15 protein-coding genes are annotated in these 17,810 nt (G+C 47.3%); 12 read left to right on the top strand and 3 right to left on the bottom strand.

Annotation, left to right across the window (positions count from 1 at the left end):
• Window positions 1-151: 151 nt before the first annotated feature.
• The 3 genes from KFE26_RS21790 to fadI form a co-directional block, all read right to left on the bottom strand.
• On the bottom strand, window positions 152-352 hold the full coding sequence (locus KFE26_RS21790; protein ID WP_212601698.1) for a hypothetical protein: 201 nt from the start codon (window positions 350-352) through the stop codon (window positions 152-154).
• Between the two features lie 379 nt (window positions 353-731).
• Window positions 732-2,852 carry a fatty acid oxidation complex subunit alpha FadJ gene (fadJ, locus tag KFE26_RS21785; RefSeq protein WP_212601697.1) on the bottom strand — a complete coding sequence of 707 codons (2,121 nt, stop codon included), beginning with the start codon at window positions 2,850-2,852 and terminating at the stop codon, window positions 732-734.
• 5 nt (window positions 2,853-2,857) lie between these two features.
• Window positions 2,858-4,168: an acetyl-CoA C-acyltransferase FadI gene (gene fadI / locus KFE26_RS21780; RefSeq protein WP_014610833.1), complete on the bottom strand. Its 1,311-nt coding sequence runs from the start codon at window positions 4,166-4,168 to the stop codon at window positions 2,858-2,860.
• A 262-nt stretch (window positions 4,169-4,430) separates the two neighbouring features.
• Between fadI and KFE26_RS21775 the strand changes: the two genes are divergently transcribed.
• The 12 genes from KFE26_RS21775 to KFE26_RS21720 all read left to right on the top strand — a co-directional run bounded on the left by KFE26_RS21775 (window position 4,431) and on the right by KFE26_RS21720 (window position 17,746).
• Window positions 4,431-5,387: a MoxR family ATPase gene (locus KFE26_RS21775; RefSeq protein ID WP_028761051.1), complete on the top strand. Its 957-nt coding sequence runs from the start codon at window positions 4,431-4,433 to the stop codon at window positions 5,385-5,387.
• 24 nt (window positions 5,388-5,411) lie between these two features.
• On the top strand, window positions 5,412-6,365 hold the full coding sequence (locus KFE26_RS21770) for a DUF58 domain-containing protein (protein ID WP_198572767.1): 954 nt from the start codon (window positions 5,412-5,414) through the stop codon (window positions 6,363-6,365).
• A 2-nt stretch (window positions 6,366-6,367) separates the two neighbouring features.
• Entirely contained in the window at window positions 6,368-7,012 is a 645-nt protein-coding gene (locus KFE26_RS21765) for a DUF4381 domain-containing protein (protein ID WP_212601696.1), read from the top strand.
• Window positions 7,006-8,025: a VWA domain-containing protein gene (locus KFE26_RS21760; protein ID WP_212601695.1), complete on the top strand. Its 1,020-nt coding sequence runs from the start codon at window positions 7,006-7,008 to the stop codon at window positions 8,023-8,025. Before KFE26_RS21765 ends, KFE26_RS21760 begins: the two co-directional genes overlap by 7 nt.
• Window positions 8,025-10,070, top strand: a complete 2,046-nt coding sequence (locus tag KFE26_RS21755) for a VWA domain-containing protein (RefSeq protein ID WP_212601694.1) — start codon at window positions 8,025-8,027, stop codon at window positions 10,068-10,070. Before KFE26_RS21760 ends, KFE26_RS21755 begins: the two co-directional genes overlap by 1 nt.
• A complete protein-coding gene (locus KFE26_RS21750) occupies window positions 10,064-11,785 on the top strand; it encodes a BatD family protein (RefSeq protein WP_212601693.1) in 1,722 nt (573 codons plus the stop codon). The genes KFE26_RS21755 and KFE26_RS21750 overlap by 7 nt, the downstream gene beginning before the upstream one ends.
• 72 nt (window positions 11,786-11,857) lie before the next feature.
• Window positions 11,858-12,421 (top strand): sigma-70 family RNA polymerase sigma factor, encoded by a 564-nt coding sequence (locus KFE26_RS21745; protein ID WP_168824266.1) that lies wholly within the window; start codon window positions 11,858-11,860, stop codon window positions 12,419-12,421.
• On the top strand, window positions 12,414-13,118 hold the full coding sequence (locus KFE26_RS21740; protein WP_212601692.1) for a DUF3379 domain-containing protein: 705 nt from the start codon (window positions 12,414-12,416) through the stop codon (window positions 13,116-13,118). Before KFE26_RS21745 ends, KFE26_RS21740 begins: the two co-directional genes overlap by 8 nt.
• A gap of 157 nt (window positions 13,119-13,275) precedes the next feature.
• On the top strand, window positions 13,276-14,727 hold the full coding sequence (putP, locus tag KFE26_RS21735) for a sodium/proline symporter PutP (RefSeq protein ID WP_105253092.1): 1,452 nt from the start codon (window positions 13,276-13,278) through the stop codon (window positions 14,725-14,727).
• A 353-nt stretch (window positions 14,728-15,080) separates the two neighbouring features.
• The gene (locus KFE26_RS21730) at window positions 15,081-16,397 is read left to right on the top strand and encodes an OmpP1/FadL family transporter (protein WP_212601691.1); all 1,317 of its coding nucleotides are present in this window, start codon (window positions 15,081-15,083) and stop codon (window positions 16,395-16,397) included.
• 101 nt (window positions 16,398-16,498) lie between these two features.
• Window positions 16,499-16,885, top strand: coding sequence for a VOC family protein (locus tag KFE26_RS21725; protein WP_131525289.1), 387 nt, complete (start codon window positions 16,499-16,501; stop codon window positions 16,883-16,885).
• A gap of 144 nt (window positions 16,886-17,029) precedes the next feature.
• Window positions 17,030-17,746, top strand: coding sequence for an SIMPL domain-containing protein (locus KFE26_RS21720; protein WP_028761062.1), 717 nt, complete (start codon window positions 17,030-17,032; stop codon window positions 17,744-17,746).
• Window positions 17,747-17,810 lie beyond the last annotated feature (64 nt).

The following is a 17,810-nucleotide window of genomic DNA, read 5'->3' as shown; positions in this document are numbered from 1 at the left end:
AGTCATGTAGTCATGTAGTCATGTAGTCATGTAGTCATGTAGTCATGTAGTCATGTAGTCATGTAGTCATGTAGTCATGTAGTCATGTAGTCATGTAGTCATGTAGTCATGTAGTCATGTAGTCATGAAAATTACATAAAATATTGATAAATTAGCTATTTAATATCCCTTCCTCACTACAACGGATTTTCCTCAAAGCTAAATGGCGGTGTGTCGTAAAGAGTGGATAAGCCAGAGGCCCGAGCACAAAACCCAGTAATGCCCAATACGTAACAGAAAGGTCTGCGGTAAATGCAGCCAAGCCGAAGTACCAAGCCGAGATTAATGCGATAAAGATAACCAGCAAAGCCACAAACCACCTCTTTAAAAACAACTAAATAAATCATAAATGTAGAGAAATTAATTCCTCATTAAAATGCGGATGCTACTAGCGTAGTCTTGGTGATTGATGCACATGTTAAATACGCCATTTTAACGCCAGAATAAAAGGTTCTCCGCATTATGCATAAACGAGCAATACTCATTCCTCGCTGCGCTCTCAGTACAGAACACGTAACACTGAACTCTCGATAAAGGGCTCGGATTATACAAAATCCACATCCCCAATGTGAACACTTTTTAGGCAAAAACATGCCTTGTGGCAATAAAAAAAGCGGCAACAAACTGCCGCTTTTTTGTTCAATTTTGATTAACTAAGACCTAGATTAACTATGACTTAGATTCACTGAAACTTAGAAAAAGTGCGCGTTTTCTTGCGCCATGGTTTTTAAGCGCTCACAAGGTTCGAATCTGTTACCGAATTGACTTTGATAACCTTCAAGAATCTTCACTAAGTTCGCGGCGCCTAAAGTGTCAATATAATGGAATGGGCCACCGAGGAATGGCGGGAAGCCAATACCAAAAATGGCGCCAATATCACCGTCTCTTGGCGATGCAATAATACCATCATCTAAACAACGCACCGCTTCATTGAGCATTTGTACGACACAACGCTCGGCAACCGCTTTTGCGTCTTTATTGGTGCCAGGCTTAATGCCTAACACGCCATAAACACTTTCATCGACAGCTTTAGCTTTCTTGCTCGATGCGCCGTATTGATAGAAACCTTTGCCATTTTTACGGCCTTTACGATCGTCACCTAAAAGCTTGTCAAATGCCGCTGGCGCTTTAAAACGTTCACCCAATTCTTTCTCAAGGATCGGTGAAATTTTTGCGCCCACGTCGATACCCACTTCGTCGAGTAAAGTAATCGGTCCCACAGGGAAACCAAACTTCACTAAGGCTTTATCCAGATGTTCAACACTTTGGCCTTCAAGTAATAATTGCGCAGCCTCGTTCATATACAGCGCCAGAATACGGTTCACGTAGAAACCCGCACCATCCTGCACCACTATCGGTGTTTTACCTTGCTTACGGGCAAATGCGACCGTGGTCGCAATGGTTTCTGGTGACGTTTTAGCATGGGCAATCACTTCCACCAGCGGCATTTTTTCCACTGGCGAGAAATAATGCAAACCAATCACATTTTCAGGACGCGTCGCCGCCTCGGCGATTTGGCTAATAGGCAAAGATGAGGTGTTTGACGCAAAAATAGTGTGCTCACCACACTCACGCTCAATGTCTTTCACCATTTGATGCTTAAGCGCTAAGTCTTCAAATACCGCTTCCACAACGATGTCGGCATCTTTAACGCCTTTATACTCAGTGGTTGTAGTCATCAGTGCCATTAAGTTATCACGGGCAGCAGGCGTCATATGGCGGCGCTTTACCCCTTTATCCAACAACTTATAAGCGTAGGCTAATGCATTGCTTAAACCTTTTTCGCTGATGTCTTTGACGCGAAAGGGGATTTTAGCCTTAGTGGTAGTCACAGAGGCGATGCCTCCGCCCATTAAACCACCACCTAAGATCACCGCTTTCTTCACTTTACGCGGCGTAGCACCCTCAGCGCCGGTTTCTTTCTTCATTTCTGTGGTAGCGAAGAAAATACTGCGCAGCGCTTCAGATTCTTTTGATACCACTAATTCGGCAAAGTGACTCGCTTCGACTTCTAGCCCTTTTTGCATCCCCTTCGCAATCCCTTGACGCACGCAGTCAATAATTTTGGCTGGTGCTGGATAATTACCTTGGGTTTTCTTTTCGACTTGTTTAGTCGCTTGATCGAAAATAATGTTACGGCCAAAGCTCGTGCCTTCAAGCACTTGATTAACGAGTGACTTTTTAACAGGTTTCGGTGCACGTTTACCAGCAAGCGCCATCTCAACTGCGGTTTGCAGCAAAATGGTCTGCGGTACAACATCATTCACTAAGCCCATTTTCAAGGCTTGTTTAGGACGGATTTGTTTACCGGTCAGCATCATGTCTAAGGCGGTGGTAATACCGACTAAACGAGGCAAACGTTGAGTCCCACCGCCGCCAGGTAATAAGCCAAGTTGAACTTCCGGTACGCCGAGCATGGTTTTACCATCGTCGCTACATACCCTTTGATGGCAGGCTAAGGCTAACTCTAAACCACCACCTAAACAGGCACCGTGGATTGCCGCCACTACAGGAATTTTTAAGGCTTCTAACTCATTAAAAACCACATGCCCTTGCTGGGATAAGGCTTTGGCATCGGCCGCCGTTTTACAGGCATCGAGCATGGAAATATCCGCGCCCGCAACGAAAGAATCTTTTTTGCCAGAGATCAGCACGAGTCCACGAATATGAGGATCGCTTTTAATCTCAGCCAGAATCTCACTGATTTCAGGGCCAAACTGTGCTTTTAGGGTGTTCATGGTTTCGCCAGGAACATCCATAGTCAAAATGGCAATGCCGTCGTCGCGGCGGGTTAAATTAAAGGTCTTTTCCATGCCGATTACTCCACTTCCACTATCATAGCAACGCCCAAACCACCGGCCGCACAGGCCGTCGTTAAGCCAGTTCCACCACCACGGCGCTTAAGCTCACGACACACTTGGGTGATTAAACGGGTTCCCGTTGCCGCAAAAGGATGACCATAAGCGAGCGAGCCACCGAGCACGTTAAACTTGCTCATGTCGATTTCGCCAATCGCGCGGTTGCGGCCGAGTTTTTCTTCGGCAAATTTTTTCGAAGCAAACATCTGCATGTTCGCTAATGTCTGCGCAGCAAAGGCTTCGTGCATTTCAATCAGAGTAAGATCTTCTAATTCCATTCCAGCACGTTTTAACGCCAGTGGCGTCGCGTAGGACGGTCCCATCAGCATATCTTGCCACACATCAATGGCGCTAAAAGCGTAACTCTTAATATAACCAATAGGTTGATAACCTAAGGCTTTGGCTCGACCTTCACTCATCAAGATAATCGCTGAGGCACCGTCAGTCAGTGGCGTACTATTGGCCGCCGTCACAGTACCATGTTGTTTGTCGAATGCAGGACGCAACTTAGCATATGACTCCAATACTGAGTTTTCGCGGATATTGTTATCACGATCGATAAACTGCTTATACGGCGGTATATGCGCGACCATAACTTCGTCACGCAAATGGCCGGAAGCCCAAGTTTCACTCGCTAAGGTATGTGAGCGATGTGCTAAGGCATCTTGATCGGCGCGACTAATATTGTAGGTTTTTGCCATCTGCTCGGCGGTTTGTCCCATAGACAAGCCCGTTGAGTACTCTGCCACCGCAGGCGGCACAGGTAATAAATCCTTTAAACCTAAACGGCGGAAAATTTGTAACTTTTGCCCAAAGCTACGGGCTTTATTCAGATCGACTAACGCATGGGCTAATTTTTTCGATACACCGATAGGCAATACAGAGGAAGAGTCGGCGCCGCCCGCAATACCGATTTCGATATTACCCGTCATGATAGATTCAGCCACGTTTACGGCAGATTGAAAGCTAGTTGCACAGGCGCGAGTGACACTATAGGCATCGGTCGACACATTCATGCCAGTACCGAGTACGATTTCACGGGCAATGTTAGGTGCAGCCGGCATTTGCACGACTTGTCCATAGACTAATTGCTCAATCAGCTTAGGATCGAGTTCTGAGCGCGCCAATAATTCATTGACCACCATTTTGCCCATATCGAGCGCCGATACGCCGTGGAATGCCGTGGCTTGCTTTGCAAAGGGCGTTCTTAAACCCGCTACAATGGCGATACGTTCACCCTTGGCGTTCGTAACCTGTTGTCTATCACTCATTTGTCACCCTCTTTATGTGCGCAATCGCTGAGAGATTTCAGGCGGCGCTATCGATTTCCGTGTTTGACCCATTGTTTTACGGCGAAAAACGCCCAATAACAGGTCTGACCATTAAAGTGTGATCTGATTCTAACTTCTTGTCAGCAAGTTTTAAACACCTGTTTGTTTTTTTAACACTAGCCAAACCCTAAGGGAATTCTTTACCATAGCTGTTGTCTATAGCCCACACACGTATTTTCAACATAATAAAACGAGTAGCATCATGCCTTTGAGTCGCTTCCACGCATTACGCACTTACCTAAATAAGGTTGTTTTAGGGCAGCCAGTATTGACCGAAAATCTGCTCATTGCCTTAATTGCCAATGGCCACTTATTAGTTGAAGGACCTCCGGGACTGGCAAAGACCCGTGCCGTGAAAGCCTTATGTGACGGGGTTGAGGGCGATTTTCACCGCATTCAATTTACCCCAGATCTACTGCCCGCCGACTTAACTGGCACAGATATCTATCGCTCGCAAACCGGCACCTTCGAATTTGAAGCCGGACCGATTTTCCACAATTTAATCTTGGCGGACGAAATTAACCGCGCCCCAGCCAAAGTTCAGTCAGCCTTATTAGAAGCCATGGCCGAAGGTCAAGTCACAGTTGGTAAGCACAGCTATAAGCTACCGCCGCTGTTTTTAGTGATGGCAACCCAAAATCCATTAGAGAACGAAGGCACGTATCCGCTGCCCGAAGCACAGCTTGACCGTTTTCTGATGCACTTAAACCTTGATTACCCGAGCGGCGAGACTGAAATCGAAATTCTGCGTCAATCCCGCAAAGAAGCGCTGACCCACGAATTGCCAACCACTGAGCCGATTGCACAAGCAGATGTGTTTGCCGCCCGTGACGAAGCCATGGAAATCTATCTCGCCGAGCCGCTCGAAAAGTACATAGTCGAAATCGTGATGGCGACCCGTGAGCCTTTACGTTACAGCGAAGACTTAGCTAAGTGGCTTGAGTACGGCGTCAGCCCGCGCGCAACCATTTCATTAGAACGCTGCGCCCGCGCCCGTGCTTGGCTGCACGAGCGAGACTTTGTTTCACCGGAAGACATTCAAGCCGTCGCGCCAAATGTATTACGCCATAGACTCCTACTTAGCTACCAAGCACAGGCCGAAGGTGTCAGCCGCGATCACGTGATCAACCACATCTTAAGTCAAGTTGCAGTACCTTAACGGTGAAGATAAAGGTGAAATAAGATGAGTGACACAGCGCGACTCTCAGCCTCAGTCGATGGCTTGCCGCTTTTTGCCGATGGCTTGCATTTAACCGAGCAAGAGCTGCTGGCGTGCCAAAATATCGCCCGTGCTATGCCTGAGCGTTATAGCCGTGCCCGCGCTAATTTAGCGGGCCATCGCAGCAGCTTAATCAAAGGCCGCGGTATGGAGTTTGCCGAGGTGCGCCACTACCAACAGGGCGACGATGTGCGCACCATTGATTGGCGCGTTACCGCTCGTACAGGCACAACTCACACTAAGTTATTTGTCGAAGAACGTGAGCGCCCTATTTTATTGTTAATCGACTTGAGCCAAAGCCTCTATTTTGGTTCGAGTTTATTGCTGCAATCGGTGCAAGCAGGACACCTTGCGACCACCTTAGGTTGGAATGCGATTAACCATGGCGATCGGCTCGGCGCCTTGATCGCATGCGAGTCTGAGCATTTAGAGCTCAAACCCCGCAGCCGTCGTCAGGGCATATTGCAATTGATCTCAGGCCTGCGCCGTGTGCACGAAAATCAGCTCAATCATGTTGGCACTGGCCAGCGCGATCCTGACCATATCCTGCGTGCCTGTCAGCGATTACAACGTATCGCCAAACCCGGCTCCTTAGTTTGGATAGTGACAGATGGCAGCCATTTTAGTCCCCAATGTATCGCGCCTCTCACCGAGCTTAAGCGTCATTGCGATGTGGGTGCCTATCTTATTACCGATCCTCTGCGTCAAGGCACACTGCCGTTACCGCACAACTTTAATTTGCCGGTACGGGATGGGGATGAGGACTTAGTGCTTACCCGCCACAGTTATCAGGCTTGGCTCGACATTCAGTTGCGTCAGCAAAACGATTTTATCGCCATGATGCAGCAACTGCGCGTTCGCACCCAGCTCATAGATGCGGGTGCTCCCCTAGCCCATCAATTGGAATTATTGCGTTAACTATGGATCCAGCAACAGTGAATTCAGAAATAGCAAATCCACAGGCAACAGTACCTATGCCTTCTACGGCGCCAAACCCGGCTCTTGCACAACTGCAGGATATTATTCATCCCGAACCGATCGGCGCTTGGCCTTGGGCAATCGGTTATTGGCTGGTTTTAGCACTTGTGATTGCCCTCATCACACTCTTAGTTATCTGGCTAAGACAACGCGCCCGTGACTTAGCGCCGAAAAAAACCGCTAAACAGTTACTTAATCAGCTCGATAAACAAGCGACGTCCTATGCCTCTGACGTCAACAGCCTATTAAAGCGCACCGCCATGAGTTACCTCAGCAGAGAAGCAATAGCCTCCTTAGATGGCGAAGCTTGGGCGGCTTGGTTAGACAGCTATTTACCCGAGCATAAACGCCAACATATCGGCCCCTTATTAGCCAAACGCCATCAGGCAACGCCATTGACCTTAGCTGAAGCCAATGAATTGCATCAACTCACACAGGCTTGGTTGGCATCGAAAGCAAAACTGAGTGCGCCTGAGTCGACTCTTGTTTTAGCTAAGGGCTACGTTCAAGCTAGTGGCGACGCTCAAGCTAAAAGCCAAGCGCCAATCCAGCAAACTGACACTGAAAAACCGGAGGCACAATGTTAACAATTGCATGGCCTTGGCTATTGATATTATTGCCTTTACCTTTGATTTTTTGGCGCCAACACACAGTACAAGTGGATGGTGGCCGGCTGCAATTACCCGGAATAAGCCAAACGGGTAAACAAAGCTTAACGGCCAATACGCGTCAGAGCCGCAAACGCTACTGGCTGATGTGGTGCCTGTTAGTGCTCGCTATTGCTCGTCCTCAATGGCTTGGTGAACCTATCGAACTGCCAAGCCAAGGCCGTGATTTGATGATGGCGGTGGATTTATCCGGCAGTATGCAGATTGAAGACATGGTGGTGAATGGCAAAACCGTTGATCGTTTCACTTTAATTCAGCACGTCGTCAGTGACTTTATCGAGCGCCGCAAGGGTGATCGTATCGGCTTGATCCTCTTTGCCGATCACGCCTATTTACAGGCGCCGCTGACCCAAGACAGACGTTCAGTGGCGCAATTTTTAAAAGAAGCACAAATTGGCTTAGTCGGTAAGCAAACCGCCATAGGTGAAGCTATCGCTCTAGCGGTAAAACGCTTCGATAAAATGGACGAGAGTAATAGAGTATTGATTTTATTGACCGACGGCTCTAACAACGCTGGCAATATCGAACCAGAGCAAGCAGCGCAAATTGCCGCTAATCGTAAAGTTACTATTTATACGGTTGGTGTGGGCGCAGATGTAATGGAGCGCCGCACACTCTTTGGCCGCGAGCGGGTTAATCCTTCGATGGATCTGGATGAAAACCAACTTAAGCATATCGCCGACGTCACCCACGGCCGTTATTTTCGCGCCCGTAACAGCCAAGAGCTAGACCAGATTTACCAAGAAATCGATAAACTCGAACCTGTGAGTCGCGACCAGTTAAGCTATCGTCCGCAGGCAGATCTGTTCTATTGGCCGCTGGCACTGGCATTACTGACGAGTCTGTGGATTGCCTTAGGTCAATTGCCACTCTTTGCAGCGCGCCGCGTTAAACCCTCTGTCGCAACCACTTCACAGGGGAACATCAAATAATGAGCCTACATTTTATTCGTCCCGAATGGCTACTCGCCCTAGTGCCGCTAGCCTTAGCCTTGTTGAGTTTATGGCGGCAACACGAGAGCCACAGCGCTTGGAATCGTTATATTGCGCCGCACTTAGCCAAGATATTGGTCACCCAAGGCAATAAGAAATCCCGCCGTCCGTTGCATTTATTAGCCTTCACTTGGTTGATTGCGACCTTGGCACTCGCCGGACCTGCCGTTAATAAACAATCCTTACCTGTGTTTGCCGCCGAGCAAGGCCGCGTACTCGTGATGGACATGTCTGTGTCTATGTTCGCTACCGATCTTGCGCCGAACCGTTTAACCCAAGCCAAATTTAGGGCAACGGATCTCCTGCGTAATCTCAAAGAAGGTGAAACAGGTTTAGTCGCCTTTGCAGGCGATGCCTTTACTATCAGCCCATTAACCCGTGATACCGGCACATTACTCAATTTACTGCCGACGTTAAGTCCTGAGATCATGCCCGTTCGTGGTTCAAACTTAGCGGCAGGCTTGAACCAAGCCAAAACGCTACTGGCTCAGGGTGGCCATATTCGCGGTGATATTATCGTGATGACAGATGGCATCACAACAGCCCAGTTTGATGAGGCTAACTCGGCATTAAATGGCACCCAATATCGCCTCGCCGTCGTCGCTTTTGGCACCAGCCAAGGTGCGCCAATCCGTCTACCCGATGGACAATTACAACGCGACAGTAGCAACGAAGTCGTTGTGGCCAGCACTGATTTCGCTCTGCTGCAAAAACTGGCCGTGAATAACAAAGGCGTTCTGATCCAGAATCGCACCGACGGTAATGATCTCGCCCAATTACAGCAATGGTTAAGCGATGCTGGCGATGCGAAAGCCACAGGTCTTGATGGTGAAACTTGGCAGGATCTCGGTCCTTACCTCGCCTTATTATTACTGCTACCCGCCCTTTTCAGCTTTAGACAAGGAATCGTGGCCAGTGTTGGATTTGTCACTCTTGCTGGCAGCTTACTGCTCGCGGCTGTGCCTCAGCCAGCCCATGCCAGTGTGTGGGACAATGTGTGGAAAACCACAGATCAACAAGCGATGCAGGCCTATCAATCCCAAGATTACGCAAACGCCGCTAAGCAGTTTGAGTCGCCCCAATGGCGTGGCAGCGCCCAATATAAAGCTGGTGATTTTGCGCAAGCACTGAAAACCTTCGAGCAAGATAGTTCAGCCCATGGCCTCTACAATCAAGGCAATGCGTTGATGCAACTCGGTAAACCCGATAAGGCCAAGGAGCGCTATCAAGCCGCGCTTGAGAAACAAGCTGATTTCCCTGCGGCCAAGGCCAACCTTGAACTGGCTGAAAAGTTATTAAAAGAACAGCAACAACAAGGTAAAAACGAGCAACAGGATAAGAACCAAGATCAACAAGGGGATCAGCAGTCCGGTGATCCCAAATCAGGTGATCAGCAGTCTGGCGACCAACAATCCGGTGACCAAAAATCGCAGGATAAACAGCAATCTGACCAAGATAGCGCTCAGAAAAATAAACAAGATCAAGCGGGACAAGAGCCTCAGGATCAACAGGACGATGCCGACGCGGATCCAAGCCCTGAGCAGCAAAAAACGGATGAGCAACAGTCTGAGCAAGATAAGCAAAATGGCAATGCTCAGGATCAGCAGGATGAAGCCAAGCAGCAAAATGGCGAGCAGGATGCGCAGGAAAATGAGCCTGTAGACAATTCACCTGCAGACAATGAAGCTAAGATGCAAGCGCAGGCTAAAGCCGATGCTGAAGAGCAAAAGTCAGCTGAGCAAGAAAAGCAAAGCGTTGCTGCCAAAGAAGCTCCTGAGCAAAATGCGCAAGATAAACAAGAGGCTGCTATGAGTGAATCGGTAGAGGCACCGCCAACCAATAGCGAGCCACTGCCCGCAGAAATGCAGCGAGCACTGAGGGGCGTGAGTGAAGACCCGCAAGTGTTACTGCGCAACAAGATGCAGTTGGAATATCAAAAACGCCGTCAAAATGGCCAAATATCAAAGGATAACGAACAGTGGTGACGAGACAATTTTTTATCCTGCTACTCCTTGCCATCGGAGTGGCTCATCCCGCCTTTGCACTTAGCAAAATTGAGGCCTCGGTCGATCGCAACCCTGTGATGGAGGGCGAATACTTTGTGCTCAACATCAGTGTCGATGACGAAGTCGATACCGGAAAGCTTGACACATCCGCCCTACTGAAAGATTTTATTGTCGGCCGTACTAGCGTGAGTCGCAGCACGCAAATCATGAACTTCGATGCAGTCAAAGAAACCCGCTGGCAAGTGCTGCTCGCGCCAAAACAACAAGGTCAGTTAACCATTCCGGCCTTTAGTATTGACGGCGTCAGCTCATCGCCTATTCCTCTCAAAGTGGTCGAAACCGGTAGCCAGCCCGCGCAAATGAACAATCTGTTCATTGACGCCAAAGTCTCGACCGACGAAGCCTATGTTGGCCAGCTCATTACCTACAAGGTGAAACTCTATCTGGCGGTAGAATTACAAAGGGGCGTATTGAGTGCACCTGTGATCGAAGGCGCACAGATCAAACAAATCGGTGAAGATAGGGATGGTTCAGAGATAGTCGATGGCCGACGTTACCGCGTGATTGAACGCACCTATGGCATCATTCCCGATTTGCCCGGCCAAGTGAATATCAAAGGTGCAACCTTTGCTGGCGATGTGCTGGTAGAAGCCCAACGCCGCGGCGGTATGTTTGGCTTTAATGAAAGCCGCCCAATGCAAGCAGGCGCGCCCTCACTGACAGTTCAAGTGAATCCCGCACCAACAAGTTTCCAAGGCCAATGGCTGGTTGCCGATTTAGTGGCGCTAAAAGAAAACTTCCCTGAGGATATTAAAAAGTTTACCGTCGGTAGCCCTATCACCCGCACTATTACGCTGTTGGCTTCCAATGCCGATGAAAATAGTCTGCCTGATATAGTGCAAACTCTGCCCGATGAACTCAAGTCATACCCAGAAAAACCCCAGCGGCAGACCTTTGTGCGCGATGCACAAATTGTTTCGCAGTACAGTATTACTTCGGCAATCGTTCCCAGCAAAGCGGGCACCTTTACCTTGCCCGAAATCAAAGTGCCTTGGTGGAATCCGCGCCTTAAACGTCAAGAAACTGCAACGCTGCCCGCACGTACCATAATCGTTGAAGGTGGTGCTGTCAGTGATACGCCAGCTCAACCAACATGGGAAACCAACTCCGCGGCCGATAAGGGCTGGTCTTGGCTAACCACTGTTTTTGCTGCGCTATGGTTGGTCACTCTAGTCGCTTGGATTATCACCTTAGTCGCTTGGCGCCGCGCCTTAAAAAATCAAACGACTGCCCCAATTGCAGTAAACTCTTCAATCAGTTCAGCACAATCAGTGACTGCCTCCGGCTTGAAAGGATTAGAGCAAGCCTGCGCCAGTGGCGATGTGAGCCGCATAATGTTGCAATTGCAGCGATATTTCAGTGAGTTACAGCAAACGCCTATGACATTAGATAAGATTGCCGAGCAGTCACCGCAACTGGCAGCAGCGATACAGCAACTGCAAATCAAAGCCTACAGTGCGAAGGCCGATAAGAGCCACCATACTGACAGTGCTAATACGAGCAGTGCGAATTCTAACAATACAAATAGCCACTTAAGCGCCGAATGTACCGCCTTACTTAACGCGGTTAAGGCTTGTGAGCATAAACATTCCGCACCTAAATCAGCGCCATTAAGCCCACTGAATCCTAAGTAAATTAAGGATTTAATGAGAGAGAAGCGAGCTCAACTATGCTAAACATTCAGCCAACAAGCCGAAAAAATAAAAATGTTTGCTAACTGGCGTAAGAAATCCGTCGAGCCCGCGGTCTCTTCTGACATGCTAAGTAAACAACGACGATACAACAGCCTAGTCAAGGCGCTACATGCAGACATCTTCCGCTACGCCTACTGGTTATCCGGCGATAAGCACGTGGCTGAAGACATTACCCAAGAAACCTTCTTGCGGGCGTGGCGCTCTTTGGATTCCCTCAAGGATGATAAAGCGGCGAAAGCTTGGCTGATCACGATTCTTAGGCGTGAAAATGCGCGGCGTTTCGAGCGTAAACAGTTCGATTATTCCGACGTTGAGCAAGATACATTGGAAGACAATATCTCCAATAGCAGTGAAGAGCAGACCGAGCAATATCTGATCCGTCGACAAATTGGCAAGCTGGATATCGAATACCGCGAACCACTCTTACTCCAGCTCATTGGTGGCTTTAGCGGCGATGAAATCGCCGAGCTGATGGAGCTCAATCGCAACACCGTAATGACGCGTTTATTTCGGGCGAGGAGCCAATTGAAAGAATTACTTGAGAAGAATGATGTGAGAGGTCAATCCAATGGATGAGCTTAAATTTAGACGTCAAGCTTATGAAGATCCTCATAATCAAGATGCTGACTTTCTGGCGCAGATCAATGCCAAGCCAGAAAACCAAGCCCTAATCAATGAGCTTAAAAACCTTGATGCCAAACTGAGCAACGCATTGAAAGTGGATGTGGCTGGGGATCTCGCCGACAAACTCATTTTGCGTCAGCAGTTACAACAGCACCATAAACAGCGCCGGCAAACGTTTTTTTTAGTGGCCATGGCAGCCTCGGTCGCGTTTGTGGTAGGGATCAGCTTCAGCCTATTACGCTTAGGGCCTATTGATTTAGCTGAACATGCACTGGCCCATGTCTACCATGAAGATATTGCCTTGCATGTCGATCAAAATGTCAATTTTAGGCAAGTCAATGCCCAGCTTGCGTCGATAAAAGACTTTGGCAATGCCAAATTTACCCAACAACCGGGCAAAGTGTATTACACCTCTTATTGCGATTTTCAAGGGGTAAAAAGCCTGCACTTAGTACTTCAGGGCGAACAAAGTAAGGTGACGCTTTTTATCGTGCCACTCGAGAAACGTATGGTGTTGGATAAAACCTTCGCCGACGGTAAATATCAAGGAATGGGCTTTGAAACGCCCGATGCATTTATTTTGCTCATAGGTGAGGATCAAGCTGACCTTAGCTATATAAAAGACGAAATCAAGAATATATTTATTTAAGCTATTGTTATAAATTGCATTTAAAAATCAATCTCCGATATTTTCATGTTATCGGAGGTTAGATTTCAATCACACTTACATCTGCTAATGGGCGCACGTTCAAACATCTGGTAGCATGCTTGCCACTTTTAATAATAAAAAGATGGGAAAAGGCAAGATGACGATTGAAACCCCGATTTTAATCACATTTGTTGGTTACTTAGTATTGATGATGGGCATAGGTTTTTGGGCTTACCGTGCTACCGATACTGTTGATGATTATATTTTAGGTGGCCGCAAAATGGGCCCCGCAGTGACCGCACTCAGCGTGGGTGCATCTGACATGTCAGGTTGGCTGTTACTGGGATTACCCGGCGCAGTTTACTTAAGCGGCTTAGGTGCAGCCTGGATTGGCGTAGGATTAATTATTGGTGCTTGGCTAAACTGGTTATTTGTTGCCAAACGACTGCGCATTTATACCCAACTCGCCGATAACGCCCTCACTTTACCGGATTTTTTCGAGAAACGTTTCCACGATACCCAAGGCTATCTCAAGCTCGTTTCCGCAATCACTATTCTGGTGTTTTTTACTTTCTATGCCTCCTCTGGCATGGTCGGTGGCGCGATTTTGTTTGAGAAAGTCTTTGGGCTTGATTACACCGCAGCCCTAGTGATTGGCTCGGCCATCATAGTCGGTTACACCTTTATTGGCGGTTTCTTTGCCGTGTGTTGGACTGACTTTTTCCAAGGCAGTTTAATGCTCATCGCCCTATTGATTGTCCCTTTCGCCGTTTTCGCTCACCCCGAAAGCCATGCAGGTATTGAAACGATCGATCCCGCGATGTTGGCATTAGTCAATGACAAAACCACTGCCATCGGCATGTTATCTTTGCTCGCATGGGGCCTAGGTTATTTTGGTCAGCCACATATTTTGTCGCGTTTTATGGCGATAGGCAGTGCCGATGCCCTGCCCTTGTCACGCCGTATTGCCATGAGCTGGATGGTGTTATCTCTCATTGGCGCGTTAGCCACAGGTATCGCAGGCTCGCTCTATTTCGCCAAAGAGCCATTAGCCAATTCTGAAACGGTATTTATCCATTTAGCTCAAGCAGCGTTTAACCCATGGATTGGTGGACTATTAATCGCCGCTATTTTATCGGCAATCATGAGTACTATCGACTCACAGCTCTTAGTCTGCTCAAGTGTCATCACCGAAGATTTCTACCGTAAATGGTTGCGCCCAAAGGCCGATGATCGCGAGCTAATGATGGTAGGTCGTTTAGGCGTACTCGCTATCGCTGTGATTGCAGGTGTGATTGCCCTCAATCCTGAAAGTAGCGTGCTCAGCCTAGTAAGTTATGCTTGGGCTGGCTTTGGTGCGGCCTTTGGTCCCGTAGTCTTGTTATCCCTGTTTTGGAAGCAATATAGCCGTAATGGCGCTATCGCCACTATTATTGTCGGTGCATTAACCGTGGTGATTTGGAAGCAACTCACTGGTGGCATTTTTGAAGTATACGAAATCCTTCCTGGGTTTATATTCGCGACTATTGCGGGTATTTTAGTCAGTAAATTCTCTGCTCCAAGTGAAAAAGTAACGACAGAGTTCGAACAATTTAAGTCTGCACTCTAATCTAGATATGCTTCCATATGTTTAAAAGCGCACAAGTGTGCGCTTTTTACATTTTGTATCCTTTTAAATACCCTACACACCATTACAAACCGTTAACTTCAATTGAAACCCATAGCAGCACCCAAAGCCCTTCATATCAAGCATCTGGCCAGACCATTCAAGCATACTAAAGTATCACTCTTGTTTTAAAGACTTTTAATTAACTGAAAATTAACATATTTCACTTCTGGTCGGACTTGTTGAGGGTACATTGAATCCATAAGATGCCGGAGACTAATAAATGGATTTAAATACTTTCGGCGGACTAGGACCGAATAAAAATCCAATACTTATAAAAAATAGAGAGAATAATAATGAAAACATTCAACAAGACACTCATTGCCGTTTCTGTCGCATTAGCAAGCACACAAACCTTAGCTTCAGGTTTTCAACTAAACAGCCAATCAGCAACGGGTATGGGCCGTGCATTTGCGGGTGATGCGGTTATTGCCGATAACGCTTCTGTGTTATCACGTAACCCTGCTGCTATGGCATTATTCGATAAAGATGCGATCTCCTTCGGCTTAACTTATGCCGATATTACTGTTGATGTTAAAGACGTTAACTTTGCCGGTGGTGCCGTTGACTTAGGCAGCATCGATGACGCGGGTAGCTCTAAAATTATCCCTAATATTTTCTACATCCACCCCATCGACGATAAGTTCGCCGTAGGTTTTGCCGCTTTCTCTAACTTTGGTACCGGTACCGATGCCAGCTCACTTTCAAAGAGTTTACCAGCAGGCTCACCAGCACCTTATGATCTGCTTGGCGAAACAGAAGTAACAACGGTTAACTTTAACACCAGCCTTTCATACCGTATTAATGACATGTTCAGTATCGGTGCTGGTATTGATGCCATTTACGGTGAAGGCCGTTTAACCCGTAACATGGGCGCGACACCTCTAGTTGACGTCGACGCTGACGGTTGGGCATTTGGTGGTATTGTGGGTGCCACAATTGAGTTAGATAAAGACAATCGTTTCGGTATCAGTTACCGCTTCAGCCCAACAGTGAATGTTAAAGGTGATATCAACACGATCAGCACTAAAGATCTATCTGCCGTTGGTTTAGGTTCAAAAACAGCACTAGCGACAAGCTTTGACAGCTTAGACGTACCCCTTGCGGATATTTTCCAAGTTGCTGGTTTCCATCAGCTCACACCTAAGTTTGCAGTGCACTACACTGCGCAGTACACCCAGTGGAGCAACTTTGAACAAATCACGGCTAAAGATGGCGTAGCCACTATTATTCCTGGTCAAGCGGGTGCAGGTACTCAACTGCAAGCTGGCGATGTTGCGCTGAAAGAATACCAATGGAAAGATTCATGGTTATTCAGCCTAGGTGGCACTTATACTATCAATGAGCAATTTACAGTGCGCGCGGGTTACATGCATGACCAAGGCGTTGTGGACGAAATTAGCTCAATTTCATTCCCAGACTCTGACCGTAACTGGTATACAGCGGGTATGAGCTACCATATCAACCTACAAAACACTGTTGACTTTGGTATCGCTTATATTAAAGGTGAAGAAGTTCACCTGATCGAAAACAGCGCAATCGCAGGCCCTGTTAATGCTATTACTGAATCAAGTGGTATGTACTACTCAGTTCAATACAGCTACCAGTTCTAAGCTAAACGCTTCCCCAAAAGCCGCATTTTTTGCGGCTTTTTTGTATCTTAAGCATTTATTGCCTAAAGTTAATTCATACTCCTGTAAACGCAGCTACGGCTATGGCTAAAGTCATTGGACTCGGTGGAATTTTCTTTAAAAGTGTCGATCCCGTTGCCTTGGCAACTTGGTACAAAACCCATCTTCAAGTCCCTATTGAAAACTGGGGAGGCGCCGCGTTTTATCACACAGATAAATCAACTCTTGGCTACCATGTTTGGACCCCTTTCGCCCATAGCACGGACTATTTCGCCCCCTCAGATAAAGGGTTTATGTTCAACTTTGTCGTTGACGACTTAGAGCAAGCCCTCGTACAAGTAGAGCAAGGTGGCGGTCAACCGATTGGTGGTATTGAAAATTCAGAATTTGGCCGCTTTGGCTGGTTTATTGACCCTGATGGCAATAAAGTCGAATTATGGCAGCCAAGCGCCATCCCTCCTGAAAAATAAAATGCTTTAAACCGATATTTCAAAACTCATCTCTCAACATAATCTCCTCTGCCTTAAGCGGCATCTATTCCGAATAAACCCAGTGCATGACTGAGGTTTATTCGGTATCGTAGACTGAGTTCATCTAATCAAGAGATTCTTTTTATGGAAAAAAGTAACATCCTTCCTGCCCTGCTGTTAGGTGGTTTCCTTTGCGCTGGACTTGTTTATGTAGGCCAGACAGCAAGCTCAGCACTATTGCAAATGAAAGCCATGGAACGCACTGTCACGGTAAAGGGCTTAGCGGAAAAAGAAGTCAAAGCCAATGTGGCAATTTGGCCAATCAATTTCACTGAGGTCGATAACAATCTGCCTAAACTCTACGAGACGGTTCAGCAAAAAACCGATCGTGTTGTGGCGTTTTTAAAGGAACAAGGCTTTAGCGACAGCGAAATTACTGTCTCTTTGCCTTCAATTGAAGATCGCCAAGCCCAAGGTTATGTCGATCCCAACGTCAGATACCGTTACTCGGCAAAAGTGAACCTATCAGTTTATACCCCACAAATTGATCTCATGCTGAACACCCGTAAGCAAATGATTAACTTAGTAAAAGAAGGTATAGCGATCGCTAGCCAAGATTATGATAATCGCACTGAGTTTCTGTTTACCGATCTCAACTCAGTCAAACCTATCATGGTGCAAGAAGCGACTCAAAATGCCCGCGAAGTGGCTGAAAAATTTGCTAAGGATTCGGATTCTCGCCTCGGAAAAATTAAAAGTGCGAGTCAAGGCCAGTTCACTATTTCAGACCGCGACAGCAGCACGCCTTACATTAAACAAATTCGCATCGTTTCCACACTAACCTATTATTTAAATGACTAAATTTTAGGCTTAATTTGTAGCTCTGAAGCAGGAGGAATAAGGCGCTATAGGCCTTATTCCTTAT

It is taken from the genome of Shewanella sp. M16 (assembly GCF_018224605.1).
GTDB classification, from domain to species: Bacteria; Pseudomonadota; Gammaproteobacteria; order Enterobacterales; family Shewanellaceae; genus Shewanella; species Shewanella oncorhynchi.
This window is presented reverse-complemented; position numbering and strand designations above follow the sequence as displayed.

Excerpts from the sequence above, each read along its gene's own strand:
- KFE26_RS21725 (WP_131525289.1), top strand. The coding sequence starts at position 16,499 with ATGGCTAAAGTCATTGGACTCGGTGGAATTTTCTTTAAAAGTGTCGAT.
- KFE26_RS21755 (WP_212601694.1), top strand. The coding sequence starts at position 8,025 with ATGAGCCTACATTTTATTCGTCCCGAATGGCTACTCGCCCTAGTGCCG.
- KFE26_RS21760 (WP_212601695.1), top strand. The coding sequence starts at position 7,006 with ATGTTAACAATTGCATGGCCTTGGCTATTGATATTATTGCCTTTACCT.
- KFE26_RS21720 (WP_028761062.1), top strand. The coding sequence starts at position 17,030 with ATGGAAAAAAGTAACATCCTTCCTGCCCTGCTGTTAGGTGGTTTCCTT.
- KFE26_RS21730 (WP_212601691.1), top strand. The coding sequence starts at position 15,081 with ATGAAAACATTCAACAAGACACTCATTGCCGTTTCTGTCGCATTAGCA.
- fadJ (WP_212601697.1), bottom strand. The coding sequence starts at position 2,852 with ATGGAAAAGACCTTTAATTTAACCCGCCGCGACGACGGCATTGCCATT.
- fadI (WP_014610833.1), bottom strand. The coding sequence starts at position 4,168 with ATGAGTGATAGACAACAGGTTACGAACGCCAAGGGTGAACGTATCGCC.
- KFE26_RS21745 (WP_168824266.1), top strand. The coding sequence starts at position 11,858 with ATGTTTGCTAACTGGCGTAAGAAATCCGTCGAGCCCGCGGTCTCTTCT.
- KFE26_RS21765 (WP_212601696.1), top strand. The coding sequence starts at position 6,368 with ATGGATCCAGCAACAGTGAATTCAGAAATAGCAAATCCACAGGCAACA.
- KFE26_RS21770 (WP_198572767.1), top strand. The coding sequence starts at position 5,412 with ATGAGTGACACAGCGCGACTCTCAGCCTCAGTCGATGGCTTGCCGCTT.
- putP (WP_105253092.1), top strand. The coding sequence starts at position 13,276 with ATGACGATTGAAACCCCGATTTTAATCACATTTGTTGGTTACTTAGTA.
- KFE26_RS21775 (WP_028761051.1), top strand. The coding sequence starts at position 4,431 with ATGCCTTTGAGTCGCTTCCACGCATTACGCACTTACCTAAATAAGGTT.
- KFE26_RS21740 (WP_212601692.1), top strand. The coding sequence starts at position 12,414 with ATGGATGAGCTTAAATTTAGACGTCAAGCTTATGAAGATCCTCATAAT.